At 39.1% G+C, this 17,503-nt stretch carries 13 protein-coding genes; 1 reads left to right on the top strand and 12 read right to left on the bottom strand.

Annotated features, from left to right (window positions below; translation table 11 throughout):
• Window position 1 precedes the first annotated feature (1 nt).
• From R2Q70_RS03110 to R2Q70_RS03090, 5 genes are all read right to left on the bottom strand, one after another.
• Window positions 2-1,516, bottom strand: a complete 1,515-nt coding sequence (locus R2Q70_RS03110; RefSeq protein ID WP_316806197.1) for a tagaturonate reductase — start codon at window positions 1,514-1,516, stop codon at window positions 2-4.
• A 52-nt stretch (window positions 1,517-1,568) separates the two neighbouring features.
• On the bottom strand, window positions 1,569-2,585 hold the full coding sequence (gene pelA / locus R2Q70_RS03105) for a pectate lyase (RefSeq protein ID WP_316806196.1): 1,017 nt from the start codon (window positions 2,583-2,585) through the stop codon (window positions 1,569-1,571).
• A gap of 186 nt (window positions 2,586-2,771) precedes the next feature.
• Window positions 2,772-4,703 (bottom strand): glycoside hydrolase family 88 protein, encoded by a 1,932-nt coding sequence (locus tag R2Q70_RS03100; protein WP_316806195.1) that lies wholly within the window; start codon window positions 4,701-4,703, stop codon window positions 2,772-2,774.
• 4 nt (window positions 4,704-4,707) lie between these two features.
• The gene (locus tag R2Q70_RS03095; protein WP_316806194.1) at window positions 4,708-6,381 is read right to left on the bottom strand and encodes a glycoside hydrolase family 28 protein; all 1,674 of its coding nucleotides are present in this window, start codon (window positions 6,379-6,381) and stop codon (window positions 4,708-4,710) included.
• Between the two features lie 159 nt (window positions 6,382-6,540).
• Window positions 6,541-7,497 carry a pectinesterase family protein gene (locus tag R2Q70_RS03090; RefSeq protein WP_316806193.1) on the bottom strand — a complete coding sequence of 319 codons (957 nt, stop codon included), beginning with the start codon at window positions 7,495-7,497 and terminating at the stop codon, window positions 6,541-6,543.
• 270 nt (window positions 7,498-7,767) lie between these two features.
• On the opposite strand from R2Q70_RS03090, the gene R2Q70_RS03085 reads away from it, so the two are divergent.
• A complete protein-coding gene (locus R2Q70_RS03085; protein WP_316806192.1) occupies window positions 7,768-9,399 on the top strand; it encodes a glycoside hydrolase 43 family protein in 1,632 nt (543 codons plus the stop codon).
• A gap of 57 nt (window positions 9,400-9,456) precedes the next feature.
• On the opposite strand, the gene R2Q70_RS03080 is transcribed toward R2Q70_RS03085, so the two are convergent.
• The 7 genes from R2Q70_RS03080 to R2Q70_RS03050 form a co-directional block, all read right to left on the bottom strand.
• Window positions 9,457-9,891 carry a carboxymuconolactone decarboxylase family protein gene (locus R2Q70_RS03080; protein ID WP_316806191.1) on the bottom strand — a complete coding sequence of 145 codons (435 nt, stop codon included), beginning with the start codon at window positions 9,889-9,891 and terminating at the stop codon, window positions 9,457-9,459.
• Between the two features lie 142 nt (window positions 9,892-10,033).
• On the bottom strand, window positions 10,034-10,603 hold the full coding sequence (locus R2Q70_RS03075) for a Crp/Fnr family transcriptional regulator (RefSeq protein WP_316806190.1): 570 nt from the start codon (window positions 10,601-10,603) through the stop codon (window positions 10,034-10,036).
• A 49-nt stretch (window positions 10,604-10,652) separates the two neighbouring features.
• Entirely contained in the window at window positions 10,653-11,435 is a 783-nt protein-coding gene (locus R2Q70_RS03070; protein WP_316806189.1) for a GLPGLI family protein, read from the bottom strand.
• Window positions 11,436-11,440: 5 nt separating this feature from the next.
• Complete coding sequence (locus R2Q70_RS03065; RefSeq protein ID WP_316806188.1) at window positions 11,441-14,236, bottom strand: outer membrane beta-barrel family protein; 2,796 nt, start codon at window positions 14,234-14,236, stop codon at window positions 11,441-11,443.
• Window positions 14,237-14,476: 240 nt separating this feature from the next.
• Window positions 14,477-15,193 (bottom strand): 3-ketoacyl-ACP reductase, encoded by a 717-nt coding sequence (locus R2Q70_RS03060; RefSeq protein ID WP_316806187.1) that lies wholly within the window; start codon window positions 15,191-15,193, stop codon window positions 14,477-14,479.
• 49 nt (window positions 15,194-15,242) lie between these two features.
• Window positions 15,243-15,830 (bottom strand): hypothetical protein, encoded by a 588-nt coding sequence (locus R2Q70_RS03055; RefSeq protein WP_316806186.1) that lies wholly within the window; start codon window positions 15,828-15,830, stop codon window positions 15,243-15,245.
• Between the two features lie 53 nt (window positions 15,831-15,883).
• Complete coding sequence (locus R2Q70_RS03050; protein WP_316806185.1) at window positions 15,884-17,425, bottom strand: aldehyde dehydrogenase family protein; 1,542 nt, start codon at window positions 17,423-17,425, stop codon at window positions 15,884-15,886.
• Between the last annotated feature and the right edge of the window lie 78 nt (window positions 17,426-17,503).

The raw sequence follows: 17,503 nt of genomic DNA, 5'->3' as shown, positions 1-17,503 counted from the left end.
TTTAATTTGTTCTTTCTTCTGTATGCAAGTTACTTAAAGTTTCCTTTGCACCTTTATTTTGTAATAATTCAACATACGATTTAATCGCTGCGTTGAAACCAGGGTAGTTGTTTAAATTTTTATCCCACAAACGTCTATCGCCTAAAGTACTGTCTACTACCGTTTCAGGGTTCTGCCAGTAATGGTAAAGCACATCAGCAAACTCATCTTGCGCCGGGAAAGCTTTGCCATTTACATGGGAGATATATTGATCGCCTTCTTTCTTAACATTCATGAAAACGATGTAAGCGGCAACGCCTAAGGCAGTGAGTTGAGGAACTTCGTTTTTTAACGCGTAATATCTTCTGATTAAAGGCATGTTACGCATCTGCAATTTCTGCGTGTAGTTCAAAGTAATGGCATGCCATTGGTGCGCCAAAGATGGATTACTGAAACGATCGATTACGCTTTCGGCAAAAGCAACGGCTTCTTCTTTTGTAATGTCGCCACTTTCTACCACCGGCACAATTTCTTCTTTCATCAATTTTAACACATGATTGGAGAATTCTTTATCTGCCATGGCTTCTTTAACGGTATGGAAACCTGCTAAAATTGCCAACCCACAGCTAATGGTGTGTGTGCCGTTAAGCAAACGAAGTTTAAGCTCTTTGAATTTATCAATAGATGGAACAATGAAAACACCTTTATCGGCAGATGCGAAAGATAATACTTCTTTCACCTTTTCGCTGGCAGATTCAATGGCCCAAAGTCTGAAAGGTTCAGCCATGATCATCAATCCGTCGGTATAGCCTAATTCATTTTCAAGTGCTTTTTGTGAAGCTTCCGGAAGTCGCCCGGGAACAATTCTATCCACCAAGGTTTTGCAAAAATGATTAGCTGTTCTTAACCAGTTTTCGAAATCCCAGCCCAATTTGTTCTGAACGGCTAAATCTAAAACAATCTCTTTTAATTTATCAGCGTTATCGCTAATCAATTCTGTGGGTACGATTACCATTCCACTTTCTTCTGAACCATTGAAAGCTTTATATCTTTCGTGTAAGAAAGCCAGCAGTTTACCTGGAAAAGATTGCGGTGGTGTGTCTGTAATTTTATCTTCGCTTTTCACAATGCCTACTTCTGTGGTATTTGAAATAACTACTTTAAGTTCAGGCTGATGTGCGGCTTTTAAAATTTCAGCCCATTCTGAAGTTGCAGATAACACACGACTGATTGAAGAGTTGATCATGTTTTCTTCTACCTCAACGCCGTCTTCGATGCCTTTAACACTTAAAGTATACAAATTATCCTGATCAGCGAAATCATCAACGCCAGCTTTAGAAGTGGTTTTAACCACCACGATTCTGCCGTTGAAAATGCCCTGATGATTGGCTTTATCGATAAAATAATCAGGCAAACCGCGTAGTAAAACGCCAGTGCCAAACTGAATTACCTTTTCTGGTAACTCCAACATTTCAGCAGTTGGTTTAATTACCTTTTCTCCGCTGATGTTTTTTAAATTTTCTTTGTTTAAAAGCATGTTAGTGTTGTTTAACCACCAAGGCACCAAGGCACGAAGTGTGATTTAATTATTATTTACCGTTAGCAGCTAACCACTTTGGGTATTCTTTTTCTATAATTTTTTGTCCCCAGTTACCGTACCAGGCATAACCATTTCTTCTCTCCGGACTCAACTCTTCGAGTTTCGTTTTAATGCTGTTATCACGATCGCCAAATATTGGAACGTTTTTCTCCAAGTCGTAAAAACGAGCCCAGGCCATGCTGGTATTGTCGGCGATTAAGGATGCTGTTTTGCCTTTTTCTCTTTCGAAACGATAACCTGATATTTTATAGGTATCGAACCATTTTACAGCAGCAGCAATTGCTTTTTTTACTTCTGGCGTTGGATTTTTAACGTCCATCAGGAAGCGTAGAATTCCCGCTGATTCGCCTGTGGCTAAAGATGCAGGTTCGAATGCCCTCGCCTTTGCAGGCAACATCGAATCTTTATCATATTGTGCCGCCCAGATGGTTGGTTCACCTTTTTGCTTTACCTGCGTTTTTAAAATGCAGTCGATGCCCTTCGACACCGCTTTTTCTGCCTTTTTAATGTATTGCGGATTAACTACTTCAAAATCATTTTTTTGTGTCGCGATATCCTGAAGAATAGTCAGAACATTAATCATTGCATCATCATTGTAGGTGATTTCCGAACGATAGGAAGATTGATCAGGATAATATTGAGGCCAGCCACCATTTGCATATTGCGCTGCCAAAATATAGTCTAGACCTTTTTCTGCTGCCTTTAAGTAGGCTTTATTTTGTGTCTTTTTATAGGCTTTTACCAAATAAACTACCTCTCTACTGGTGGCCTTGTTATCAAAAGTGGCATGCAAATCTTTGGTTGCTTTAATCTTGGCAAGCAATTCTGGCGTTAAACTGGCGCCGTAATTTACCACGCTTTTGTCTTCCAGTTGCTTAGGCCAGCCACCATTTCCTAACTGATAAACCAGCATTTTTTCTGCAGTAGAATCTGTTGGCAGTTGGGCATAACAAGAAATCAGCAAGCTGCTGCAGGCAATAGTGAGTAATGTTTTAATTCTTATCATGTTTGTTAGGTCTTGTTATTGTAAAGCCAATATAAATTCTTTGAATTTGAGTCGGTGGAAATTTAAGTCAATAGCATAATTTTGGCTAAAGCCGATATCCAAATCTTTTAACAGGCAGCTAAAGCAGACTGCAATGAATTCAAGTATTTCTTTATATTGCCGTTGGTTTTAACCAACGGATTATTTTTATTTCTTTCCCGGAACCTGCTTAATCAGCCAGTTCACTAAATCATTTGTGGCTTTATAATTTTCCAGATCCTCCGGTAGTTTTCTGCCGTCGATATATTCATTGTAAAACCATGGATCGCCAACGGCGAAAACTGTTCCTTTACCGTATTTTGCTGTCGCGATAAGTACATCGCCGTTATCTGTTAAAGCGGAAACCGCAGGACTTTTAGCAACTATGGTCGATATCTCTTTGATGTAAACCTTTTTCGCTGTTTTAAAAATTGCGTTTCCTGCAGGGATTTTTACCGCTCCCTGCTCAAAGTTTGTTACCTGAACCTTGTTGCGGCTATCTTCATTAAATTTTATTCCGAACAGTTCTGGCAATACGTTGAATTTGGTGATCTCACAGTTGCCTACATCATTTAACAAAAGCACCAAAACACCACCAGCTTTAACCCATTCAGCAACTTGCTTGGCGTGGTCAGCATTCATGAAGTTCGGGTTAGCCGTTTCCTTTTGCGTATCCGGATCAACAATAATATAAATGTTGCTGCCTTTTAAATTTGCAGTAGTAGGCGCCGTTTTTAGCGTAGCTGTCTTTACGCCGGCATCGTTAAATACTTTTCCAAATAAAGAGAAGCCATTGTTATCATCTTCCTCCCATAAATAGTGGAAAGGAATTTTATCGCCCGCCGGGCCAGTCATGTATTCGTTGTTGAAGAAATTATCAACGGTAACCGTTAATCCTTTTCCTGGTTTCGGCAAAGCCGCAACTTCCATTTCGGCAGCTGCACAAATGAATGCGCCCATGCCTTTCGGATCGTTCGTAATTACTTTCTCACTGATGTAATACTCAAAACTTCCATCGCGGTAACGTGGTTTTCCACCAAGGCCAGAAACTGAAACTGTTTTGGTTAGGTTAATGCGTTCGTTACCCGCTTTTTCAACAAATTCTTTTTTCAAACCTGCATAACCTTTGTTCGCGGCAGCCATAAAAGATTGTGGCAACCAACCATTGCGAACGCCTTTTGCTAAACCATAAACAAACATGCTTGATGCTGAACTTTCCAGGTAATTTCCTTTTCGTGTGGGCATATCTAAAATATCCCACCAAACACCTGATTTTGCATCCTGATATTTTACTGTAGCCGTTGCCGTACGGTTTAAAATCGCTAACAACTCTTTATACTTTGGATGTTCTTTTGGGAAATTATCCAACACATCAACCAAAGCCATGATGTACCAGCCCATTGCTCTTCCCCAGAAATTCGGAGAAAGACCGGTTTTTTTATCTGCCCACTTTTCTTCCCTGCTTTCATCGTAGCCATGGTAAAGTAAACCGGTTTTTACATCACGGGCATTTTTTTCCATCCAGATAAACTGATTAGCGATATCGTCGAAATCAGCATCTTTTTTCATCAGCTTCGCGTATTCTGCATAAAAAGGCTGGCCCATGTATAATCCATCAAGCCACATTTGGTTAGGATAAATTTTCTTATGCCAAAAACCACCTTCTTTTGTACGTGGTTGCGTTTTAATCTGATTGTACAATTTATTAACTGCCAACAGATACTTCTGTTGACCCGTTACTTTATACAACAATAATAAAGCACGGCCATTTTTAATGTTATCGATATTAAAATCTTCTGATTTATAGGTAGCGATGTTTCCTTCCTTATCCAAATAAGCATCCATTGAACTCTGGATGTATTTGAAATATTTCCCATCACCGGTATTGCGCCAAACCGCTGCAGCACCCTCCAAAACTACACCCATGTCATAAGACCATCTTGGACCTTTTGGCCCTTTCAGAACGGTTGTATCCTGCCATAAAGTTTCCATCGCTGTGAGCGTTAACTGCTCAGAGAGTTTCTTTTGGGCAAATAAACTTTGAGCTGAAATGGTAAAACCCAATAATGCAACGGCTGTATATAAAAATGATTTCTTCATGTTCTTATTTTGAAATTTCCAAAGCTTTTTTAGCTACTTCAGTTCCGATGTTTGATTGTTTTTTAGCCTGTGAAACGTTCGTTCCTGAAACCTTAACACCTTTTGTTTTTTCTCCGGTAATATCAAACAATAATGCCGAACCATCTTTGTATTTAAAACCATTAAAGTTGATGTTATTTCCATTCTGGATTTTCACCACTGGGTTGGTATCGTCGGTAATCACGTTTACGTTTTTCAAATAAATGCCAGTTCCCTCAATAATTTCTACGCCCTTCTTTGCCTGAATAGTTACATTTTCCAAATAAATATCCTTGATGTTCATTTCAGGCAATCCACGTACAAAAATTGCTTTTTCAGCGCCGTTGGCTACCACATCTTTGATATAGATATTTTTGAACTGCGGTGTTGCCTCCGTAACCGGAACCACCACGGTTTTAATGGCTTCGCGTTTTTCTCCAGCCAATACAATTGGATCAACCGCAGCGTAATACATGTCGAACAAAATGGCCTCGCCAGGAATATCAATCATGTTGATGTTATTGATGTAAATATCTTCAACCACACCCCCGCGACCGCGGGTAGTTTTAAAACGGATGCCGATATCAGTGCCAATAAACGAGCAATCGTAAACCCAAATGTTTTTGGCTCCACCGCTCATTTCACTTCCCACTACAAAACCACCGTGAGCATGATAAACCACATTATTTCTGATGATTACATTTTCGGTTGGCTTGCCACGTTTGCGCCCTGCTTCATCCCTGCCCGATTTGATGCAGATTCCATCATCGCCGACATCGAAAGTGCTGCCTTCAATTAATACATTTTTGCAGGATTCTACATCAACACCATCGCCATTTTGTGCAAACCATGGGTTTTTAACCTGCAAATTTCTTAAGGTTAAATCTTCACAAAGCAACGGATGCAAGTTCCAGGCAGGTGAATTTTGAAAAGTTACGCCTTCTAAAAGAATCTTTTTGCAATTGGTTAACACCAGCAAGTTAGGGCGAAGAAAATCTTTAATGCTTTCCAAATCAGCAGCACTTTGTCCTGCCGCAACTACGCCTGCATTTTTGGTTTTAGACCCTTTAAAAGTTTTCTCTGATGGATACCACATTTTGCCATCTTCGCTTACCAAACCACCAGAGGAGGTTAATTTTTTCCACTGCGATTCAGTTAACTTATCGCGTTTAACCATGCGCCAGGCACCACCATTTCCATCGATAATACCTAAGCCTGTAATGGCGATATTCTCTAAGTCGGTTCCGGATATAGGACTTTGGTTACGCCATGCCGGCTGACCTTCCCAGTTTCCTTCTACTAACTTATATTGATTGAAATCATCGGTAAACTGAAGCAAAGCATCGCGTTTGAGGTGCAGGTTTACGTTGCTTTTTAATTCGATCGGGCCGGTTAACCATAATCCACCAGGAATTAAAACCACACCACCACCTTTTTGGCTCACTGCAGCAATTGCCTTATTAATGCTTTCAGTATTTAATGAAACGCCATCGCCTTTCGCACCAAAGCTTACAATACTTGTGGTATCAGCCTTAATGTTTACCTGTTGAATAACGGGCATATTGGTTTTCTTTTGTGCGATTGCTGCACCTGCCGAAAACAAAAAAATACATGCAAGGGCTATTTTAGAACGGTATAAATGACCAGAAATATGTTTCATTAGTTGCGCTGTTAAATTATACTTGGTTATCGTAATAACAAGTGTACGTTGTTTGCCGCTAAAAGCGAAGAGAAATCTATGCAAACGTTGCCGGAAAAGAAAGCAGAAATGAATAGCTGAACTGTTATTGATTAACTGTAAATCAGAGCGTTATCAAGCTTATTTTCTTTCCGGATTCCATCCCCGGAAAACGTTTTCCAAAATGTAACTTTTATACTCGTTTTCAGTAAGCTGATGTGACCAGGGAACCCTATTTTTTGGATTTGCACCCTTGCCGCTGCTTTTGTATTCGGCGTAATAGGCTGTTTGCTCATTGCTTTCTTTACCCCAGTTGTTCCAGCCCTCCGGGCGGATTAATGCTGGCAACTCACAATTCAGGAACACAACTTTGGCGAAAGGTCTCCACGGGCGGCCCAGGTAAAAGCTATTTGCGGGGGCATCGCCTTTAATTTTACATTGATTAAAAACGTAACCGTATTTTGTGGTATCTGCTGTTGAAGCTGCTGTAATGTAGCCTTGTTTCTTGCAAAATAGCGTACAGTTTTCAAACCAGGCCGTGGCGGCACCAAAGATGTAATCTACCGTTCCTTCAATGTAACAGTTTTTAAAATACTGGCGATTGTTTGCACCATAGGTATAAAGCGTATCTTGAAAGCCCAGAAACCGGCAATTCGTAAAGGTTGATTTATCGCCGCCTGCCCAAACCGCTACTGCTTGCCCTACCGGACCAGATGAATTTTCAAAGGTGATATTTTCAGCAGAAAAACCTTCGCCATAAATATAAAAGCTTGATGATCCTGATGTTCCTTTTTCCTCTCCAAAGGTATTTTTCTTTTGCGCCCAGTCGTCATAAGTTAAAATGGTTTCGTTCAAACTTTCCCCAATAAATTTGACATTCTTTTTTGACGCGGCAAGAATTAACTTTTCTTTGTAAACCCCTTTTTTAATAAAAATCGAAGTAATTTTATTTCTAAAATCAGGCACTGCATTAATGGCCTCCTGCACCGTTTTGAAATTTCCGGTTCCATCGGCTGCTACAACAAAATCAGCTTTAGTTTCAAAGGCATTTGCCGTGAACGAAACTATCGTAACTAAAAATAAGAGAATTGCTTTCATCAATTTGGTTAGGCTTAAATTAACACCGGCCAAATAAAAGTATAAAACTTCGAAACGCAGTCATCATTTAAGTGATTTGATGAACAAGTTTAAGCATCAAACCTCAGCGAATCACACAAAAAGTATCGCCAAAATGCTGCAAACGACATTGGGAACGTTTGCACTTAAAGTTTTGGCAGAAATTAAAAAGAGGCTTAATCTTGTTAATAAAGCAAAAGTTATCGTGCTTCACAATATCTTGATCGCTTTTCTAACCAATAAAGATTGATCATGAAATTTCTATTTTCTTACATTTTCACCTTTAGCCTTTGCCTAAGCTGTTTAGCGCAAGCTCCTCAACCTAATTATGTTTCAAAAGTTTGGGTTGCTGATCAGGGAAATGGAACCTTTAAAAATCCGGTAATCAACGCTGATTATTCCGATCCTGATGCCATTCGTGTTGGCGATGATTTTTATATGATCGCTTCCAGCTTCGATGCCATTCCGGGATTACCGATTCTGCATTCAAAGGATTTAGTGAACTGGAAAATTATCGGCCATGCCTTAAAACGCCAACCGCCATTCGAGCATTTTGAAAAAACGCAGCATGGAAACGGCGTTTGGGCACCATCTATCCGTTATCGAAATGGAGAATTTTACATCTATTATCCTGACCCTGACTTTGGAATTTATGTTACGAAAGCTAAAACAATTACAGGTGATTGGTCTGCTCCAAAATTAGTTGCCGCAGGCAAAGGTTTGATTGATCCTTGTCCGTTTTGGGATGAGGATGGAAAAGCTTATCTGGCTTATGCCTATGCGGGAAGCAGAGCCGGAATTAAAAGTGTTTTGGCCATTATGCCGCTTACAAATGATGGTTTAAAAGCAACGGAAACCGGAAGAATCGTGTATGACGGGCATGAACTAGACCCTACAATTGAAGGGCCTAAAGTGTATAAACGAAACGGCTATTATTACTTGTTTGCGCCTGCGGGAGGGGTTTCTACCGGATGGCAACTGGTTTTGCGAAGCAAAAATATTTACGGACCGTATGAGAGAAAAGTAGCCATGGACCAAGGAAAATCTGCAGTGAATGGTCCGCACCAAGGTGCCTGGATAAATACCCAAACAGGAGAAGATTGGTTCCTGCATTTTCAGGATAAGGATGCCTATGGAAGAGTGGTTCATCTACAGCCTATGAAATGGATCAATAATTGGCCTGTTATCGGAATAGACAAAGATGGAGATGGTATTGGTGAACCTGCTTCCACTTACAAAAAACCCAATGTTGGTAAAACGTATCCGATAGAAACGCCTGTAGAAAGTGATGAATTTGGATCTTCCAGGTTAGGTTTGCAATGGCAATGGCAGGCTAATCCGCAAGCCACATGGGTTTTTACTGATGCAAACAAGGGAATGCTTAAACTTTATACGGCTAAAGTTCCTGAAGACGCTAAGAACCTTTGGGACGTTCCTAATTTGTTAATGCAAAAGTTTCCTGCAGATGAGTTTTCGGTTACCACAAAGGTTAACTTTAAACCCAATTTAAAACTTGAGAACGAGCAAACCGGTTTGGTGGTAATGGGTAGAAGTTATGCTAAAATCAGTATCAAAAGTAAAAAAGATGGCCTATATCTGATTTTCGGTCTTTGCCAAAATGCCGATAAAGGAGAAGCAGAAAACGAGAAGGAAATCGCAAAGCTGAAATCAGGTAACGTTCAGTTTAGGGTGAGGATTTTAAACGGTGCAAAATGCCAGTTCAGTTATAGCGAGGATGGAATAAACTTTACCAATGTTGGCGATGAGTTTCAGGCAACTGCAGGGCAGTGGATTGGGGCAAAAGTTGGCATTTTCGCAATCAGAGATACCCAAACCAATGACTCCGGCATTGCCGAATATGATTGGTTTAGGGTAGAGAAATGACGATTAAACCTATTGGTTGGTGAGCCGCCAAGCCAACAGGAAAAATTCACTGGTAAATTAGCCAACCATCAACTTAGAGGTAATGGCAATCCTGTTCCAGGCATTAATGGTTACAATGGCCATAATGATTTGAGATAAGGTTTTTTCATCGAAAAAGCTCGCTGCTTTAGCATAAGTTTCATCCGAAACATGGTTGCTGATTAAGGTTACTTCTTCAGTTAAGGCCAGCACCGCTTCTTCTTCTTTTGTAAACAATGTAGTTTCTCGCCAGGCATTGAGCAGATATAAACGCTGTTCGGTTTCGCCAATTTTACGGGCATCAACGGAGTGCATATTTAAGCAAAATGCACATCCATTAATCTGCGAAGCACGCATTTTAATCAGCTCTAAAAGGATAGGATTTACGCTACTGGTTGATAAATATTTTTCTAAACCGTACATGGCCTGGTAAGCTGCTGGTTCTGCTTTTTGGATGTTGATTCTATTTTCCATTTTATTATTTTTTGATTACGATGTAAAGTTCCACATCCTGATAATCAAAAAACTTAATGTAGTTTAAGAAATGATTTTAACTGTAAAGATTAAAGTTTGCGCAGGATTTCTTGCACTTTAGTCTTTACGTTGCTGGTTTAACCTATCTTTTAGCCCTGATTTTACTTAAAAACTCTGGCGTAAAACCCAGGTACGAGGCCAGCATATATTGGGGGACCCGCTGAACAAACTCTGGAAATAACTTGTTAAAGTTGGTATAACGCTCTTCAGCGGTTTGGCTGTATAGGTATTTGATGCGGATTTGCGAAGCCTGATGCAGTTTCTGATAAATGGATCTGAAATATTTTTCCAGCTTGGGTATTTTCTCTAAAATTTCATCGTAGTGCCGATGTTCAATTGCAATTACTTCCGTTTGTTCGGCAGCCTGAATGTAAAAATCTGATGGTTTTTGAAAAATGAAGCTCGTTAAATCCGAAATCCACCAGTTTTCAATGGCAAACTGAGTGGTTTGTTCAGCACCTTTAATGTCAACAAAATAAAGTCGTAAGCAACCTTTCACCACAAAATAATTTGCCCGGCAAATATCGCCAACCTCATGTAAATAGGCTTTCTTTTTAAACGAGAATGATTTGAGTAGCGATGCAAGAATTTCTTGTTCATCACTACTCAAATCGATAAATTTATTAATGTGATTATAAAGTGCGCTATACATTTTTGAATATACAATTATGCTAAATTAACATAATAATAAATCAAATTAGCTATAACGAAAAGGCTTTAAAAATAGGATGTGCATATTCGCCCCAGTTTTTCATCGCCGAAAGTAAAATTGCTTTTAAGCCCTTGTTATCTGTAGGTTTTCCTTTCACTGGTGCAGTTAAATCCTTTTCCGGCACCGTTGTTTCCGTAACTTTTGTGGCAAACCAGGTTACGTTTTCATGAGGTAAAGCCAAACCTAAAATCATGCCCGGCAAACCTGTAAATGTTTCAGGACCACCAGAAACCGCGATTTGGTTAGAGTAATAAGCGACAACGTAAACCGAATCCATAATAATGGCATTTGCCCGGCGACATTCGTAACCGGCGATGTCGCGTGTTTCATCAGTTATTTTCCAGTTGATTTTACGTACACTATCTTTTACCAGGTACACATCCTCATAAACATTTTTCTGTATGATGCTGCTCTGGGAATCGAAGTTTGTAGCAACGGTATTTTTTAAGTCGGCAAGCACATCTGTACTTAACCAATTATTGTTCATGGGTTCATCAACAGTTGGCCATTTATACAAACTTTTGTCTTTATTAAAATTCAGTATGCTTTTGGATACCTTAAACTGGGGATTGTTTTTTTTGTATTGATCAAAGGCTGGATTGAGATACGTTTCGTTATCCTTGTTAATTTTCTTTTTAATTAAGGCATACATGTTCGATCTTTTTTCAAACTCAATGATGCCGTTTTGTACAAAATGTACATTTTGTGCCTGTAGCGTTTTGCTGATGAAAATAACAGCAAATAAGGTGATATATTTAAATGTAGTTTTCATGATGATTATTTTTGAGTTTTAATACCGCCGCCCATTTTGTTGAAATCCCAAATTACGGAGAACAAAAAGTAACGCCTGATGGTGGTGTAGCTGCTCTGCGTAATATTTCCATTGTAAGCTGTTCGGTTGAAGCCAACATTTTGGTTCAGGATGTCGTTAACCGTCATCATCAGTTTCAGGTTTTCTGATTTGAAAAACTTTTTAGTTAATGAGGCATTCCAAAGAAAACGAGAGAAGGTTTCATTGAAAGTTTGTGTGGTTCCGCGGTATTCATATTGTGCATCGGTTGTTATCTCAAATTTGGCCGGGAGTTGAACATTACCGGAAGCATAACCGTTCCAGCCCCAACCATCGCTATTTCCAAAGCTTCCAATACTCGCTCTTGATACGTTATAAGTCGGTCCGCTATTGATGTAGAAACTATACTTTTTCTCTACATACTTGTTCAGATTAATGCCCAGGTTATAGCTATAGTTTTTAGTGTTATTCAATTCCTGGTTGATATAGTTATAAGATGAACTACCATTTCCACTTAAACTAATACCCGCATTTAAATCTATGCCCTTTATTTTTCTACTGGTTTGAGCATAAGCGTAAAAATTTGTAGCCATTTTATCGTTAATGTTTACCGATCTGTATGTACTTCTGCCTGTTAAAGCATCAGTAGACACATCGCTCACAATTGGGTTATCCGTAAAACTGTACGATGCATTTAACCAGATAGATTGATTGGTTAATACTTTGTATGAGTTAAAATTAGCGTTAATGTTGCTTCTAAAAGATGGTCTTAAATCTGGATTACCCAATGAAATATTTAATGGATCGGTGTTCACCCTAACAGGTTGAATCTGATCGAGTGATGGCTGGTTCGTATTACCGTTGTAACTTAACCTAAAAGATTTCTGTTGCGAAAAACGATATTGATAAGATGCCTGAGGCATATAGTTTACAAAATCGCGATCGTAAGTTTTGTTGTTGTAAAGATCGGTTTGCTTGAAATTAACCCCGCTAAACTTGGAACCGAAGTTGATAATGGTTTTACCTTTTTTATAGTTGAAGATGGCACCACCCTGATTGATGATTTGATCCAGTTCATAATCATTACTAAATTCAGTATCTAAGATATCGTAATTGCCACTGCCTGATCTGTTGAACGATTTACGGTCTGATTTTCCGTTCATCAAACTTAAACCATAATTTACAATTACCGTGAAGGTTTTGGATAACGGTTCAGTATAAGCCAGATTAGATTTGAAAGCACTGTTGGTGATATCATTTACCTTATATTGATTGATCAAACTGTCTCTTCTGCCCGTAGTTTCGAAATAACTGTTTGCTGAATTTAAGTAACCATCGCTATTGCTCTTCGTAATGGCCTGGTTAAAGTTAAGTGATAACGTTCTGCCTTTTTTCTGAAAGCGTTTTGTAAATAAGGCATTGGCGTTAAACATCTGTTCATCCACTTTATTGGTAAGTGTTCTGTTGGTGGTATTCAGTAAACTATCGAGCCCGTTTGTGCTTGAGGTATTGTATTGATTATAGGTATTGCTCTTTTTTAAAGTTCCATCAATGTTAACTTTTAAGGTTAAAGTTGAATCTAACTTCACTTCATAGGTTGCATCCAGCTTTTGCCTGAACATATCATTGTCGTTGTATTGATCAGATATGTTATTGATTACGCCAGAACTTAAATTGTTTTGGCTGATGGTATTTCGGTCGCCACTCACCCTGATCGACCCTATTTTATAATTCGTATTGAGTGATTCTTTGTCTTTGTTCCATTTGCTATCGAAATGTAATCCCCCGGTTCTGGCAACTGGCAAACCCTGGCCATTATACTGACCGTCGTAACTGTCGAAATCATCTGAGCCACTGGTGCTAAAGTACATCCCGCCATCGTCGGTCATGGTCATACCGCTTGAACCACCATATTTATCCCTATCATCCCAACCCAAACCCACAGTTCCGGTATTTCCGAAAATACCATAGGCAGAGAATTTCTTTTTACCCCAAAACTTATTGAACATCAATTGGCCGGTATAAAAATCGTCAGTGCCATAACCTGCCTGTGCTTTTCCGAAATAACCGTTTTTCTTATCCTCTTTAAGCTTAACGTTTAGCGTTTTTGTTTTTTCGCCATCATCAATCCCCGTAAAGCTGGCCTGATCACTTGCTTTATCATACAATTGAACAGATTCAACCATATCAGCACGAAGATTTTTCGTTACCAGTGTAGGGTCATCGCCGAAAAATTCTTCACCATCAACCAATACTTTTTGCACAGTTTTTCCCTGAGCGGTAATTTTCCCGTCTTTATCTACTTGTATCCCCGGAAATTGTTTAATCAAATCTTCCACTTTGGAGTTGGGCTCGATATTGTATGCTTTTGGATCAAATTCTGTTGTATCACCCTTAATTTTAATGGCATTGCGGTTTCCTTTAACAATTACGTCGGCCAGGATTTTGGCCATGCCTGTTAAATTTATTTTGCCATAATCTTTTACCTGTGTTGTAGAGTCGAGCGTAAAATGATCAACAAAATCAGCGTATTTTGGATAAGAAACCAGTAAGATAAATTTACCGTTTTTAATACCGTTAAGCTCAAATGAACCATTTTCGGCAGAGCGGGTAAATTTGACTAGTGTTGAATCTTTTGCATTTAAAACAGCAATGGTTGATCCAGATAAGAGCGTTGTTGATGCCGTATCTATTGTTCGGCCTTTAATAATGTGCTGCGCTTGTGCTTTTACGTAAGATGAGATAAAAAATAGAAAGCACACCGAGAGTAGTAGTCTTTTCATGGGAGCGGATTTGGATTAGTTTTGTTTGCCGAAGATAAAACTAATATGTTAGTTGTATGTTATGCCTTAACGTTTTTTAACAAACGTCTCTAAATCATTACAATTTGCGCCACGATTCTCGAAATATCTCGGATGAATTGAGCAATTTCGCTGCTATGATGAAATGAAAATAGACTATTTGAAGAAAGTTTTTATACAAAACAGAAAGAGGTGCTAAAATTAATTCGCACCTCTTTCTATTTATGGATTTGTAGACCAAACTGAAGCATCTTTTATAAAAACTCTTCGGTTTAATTTCAGTTGAGAAACAATAAGTTCAGCCAGATCTTCGGGCTGCATTACCTTGTCAGGATTACCGTCTGTTAATTTTAAATCGATAGCCATATCTGTAGCGGTAGTACTAGGTGCCAAAGCCGTTACGCGAATATTGTGTTTCCGCATTTCTTGCATAAGTGAAACAGACAAAGCATTAATGGCTGCTTTTGATGCCGAATACGCACTGGTTACTGCTGCCGGACTAAATGCCGATGAGCTGGAAATATTGATGATATCTCCACTTTGCTTTTCAATCATTTCTGGCACCACCGCTCGGGTAACATAATAAGTTCCCAATAAATTAGTTTGTATCACGTTTTGCCAATCTGTTGGTTCCATTTCTAAAAACTTCGCAAATTTTCCTACACCGGCATTATTGATCAAAATGTCAATAAACCCCAATTCAGACTGTATCGACTTAACCGCTTCGTTTACAGAATCGATGTTGCTTACATCCATCGTGGCTACTGCAATTTTAACATGATATTGTTTTAGGTCTGCAGCCAGTTCATCCAAACTGCTTTTGGTTCTGGCGACTAAACCAACATTTACGCCTTCTTTAGCTAATGCAATGGCAATCGCTTTCCCGATGCCTTTACCCGCACCGGTAATTAGTGCATTTTTTCCTGATATGTTTTCCATGATAATTTTACTGTTAGTGGAGTTACTAACTTTTTTGAAGTTAGTAACTCTAATTGATTTCAGCCTCGTTATGAAATTTAATATAGCTTTCTTTACCACCAAACCATTTGATTACTCTATCTTTTTGTAGAAAACTAGGCTTGTCGATCAATATCCTATGATAAGAACTCCATTTCCATTTCCTAAAATCTGCGATTAATCCATGTTTTTGAGGGTTAGCGTGAATGTAATGGATAGTTTTTGTAAGGTAGTTTTCTGTATCAATCAAACTTCTCTTAAATGGCTTCTGAAATAATGAGCCTATCCTTTGGTGCTGTTTATTAAACGCCATAGCATAGGATTGAAAAAATTTTTGAAGCTGATGGGCAATGATGTCATGTGCAGACTTCTCTTGAATTTCATTTACAGATGATAGAAATTCCTCATCTTTAATTCTAATCAAAATATGAAAATGATTTCCAAGAAGGCAGTAAGCATATGTGTCAACAAAAGGAGTTAAATATTTGTTGTACTGATTCAAAAAGAATAAGTAATTCTCGTCACTTCGAAACAGCAACTGTTTATCTATTGTTCTGCTATAAATGTGATAAAAAGATCCATATTCTAATTTTTGATTGTAATGTTTCTTATCTGCCATGATTAAAGTTACTAACTTTTTAAAAGTTAGTAACTTACCGTAAAATATTTTGGTTACAAATCAAACTTAATCCCTTGCGCCAATGGCAAAGTATTCGAATAGTTTATCGTATTGGTCTGTCTACGCATATAGGCTCGCCACGCATCCGAACCACTTTCTCTGCCGCCTCCTGTTTCCTTTTCTCCGCCAAAAGCGCCACCAATCTCTGCTCCAGATGTACCAATGTTAACATTCGCAATTCCACAATCAGAACCTTTGGCTGATAAAAATTGTTCTGCTTCCCTTAAATTTAAGGTCATAATGGCTGATGATAAACCCTGTGGCACACCATTTTGTAAAGCGATCGCTTCATCCAGCGTTTTATATTTAATCAGGTATAAAATCGGCGCAAAGGTTTCGTGCTGCACAATTTTAAAATCATTTTGAACCTCGGCAATGCAAGGTTTTACATAACAGCCGCTACTATAATGATTGCCGGTTAATACACCACCTTCTACTACAAATTTCCCACCTTCGGCTTTACATTTTTGTATCGAATCAAGATAGGCTTCAACTGCATCAGTATCAATCAGCGGTCCTACGTGATTATTTTGATCCAACGGATTACCAATGCGCAATTGATCGTAAGCTTTTACCAGCTTTTCCTTAAACGCATCATACACACTTTCGTGGATAATTAATCTTCTTGTTGTGGTACAGCGTTGTCCTGCAGTACCCACAGCGCCAAAAACAGCGCCGATTAAACTCATATCTAAATCTGCATGCTCAGAAATAATGATGGCATTATTTCCGCCAAGCTCTAGTAAACTTTTACCTAAACGGGCACCTACAGCAGCACCAACCTGTTTGCCCATACGTGTTGATCCCGTTGCTGAAATCAATGGTACACGACCATCGTTGGTCATTAATTCGCCAACGGTTCTGTCGCCGATAATAAGGTTACAAACACCTTCAGCTACATCATTGGCTTTAAAAACTTTAGCGATGATATGCTGGCAGGCAATGGCTGTTAAAGGTGTCTTCTCCGAAGGTTTCCAGATGCAAACATTTCCGCAAACTAATGCCAATGCAGAGTTCCATGCCCAAACCGCCACAGGGAAATTAAACGCTGAAATGATCCCCACAATACCTAGCGGATGCCACTGCTCATACATGCGATGGCTTGGCCGTTCACTGTGCATGGTTAAGCCATAAAGCTGTCGCGATAATCCCACTGCAAAATCACAAATGTCGATCATCTCCTGCACTTCTCCAAAACCTTCCTGTAAACTCTTTCCCATCTCGTAGGATACCAAAGTACCCAGGGCGTCTTTATTTTCTCTTAAAGCATCACCAAACTGACGAACAATTTCTCCTCTTTTCGGCGCCGGAACAGTTTTCCAGTCTGCAAAAGCCGACTGAGCCTTAGCAATAATTGTTTCATAATCTGCTGAAGTAGCTATTTTGCTTTCGCCAATAAGCGCACCATCAACCGGAGAAAAACTTTTCAATGTTTCTGCATTCGATTCGCCTCCCCAAATACTTCCAGTGCTGAAAGCGGCATTACTTTCTGCGACGCCAAGTTTGTTTAAAATGGATTGAATATCTGTATTCATATATCTAACGATTTACACAAAAAAACAAAAAATTACCATAAAGCAAGTTACATTTGACTCGATACTTTATCACAATTC

Source organism: Pedobacter agri (assembly GCF_032678665.1).
GTDB lineage: Bacteria > Bacteroidota > Bacteroidia > Sphingobacteriales > Sphingobacteriaceae > Pedobacter > Pedobacter agri_A.
Note: the sequence above shows the minus strand (reverse complement) of the source record. Positions and strands in the feature narration are given on the sequence as shown.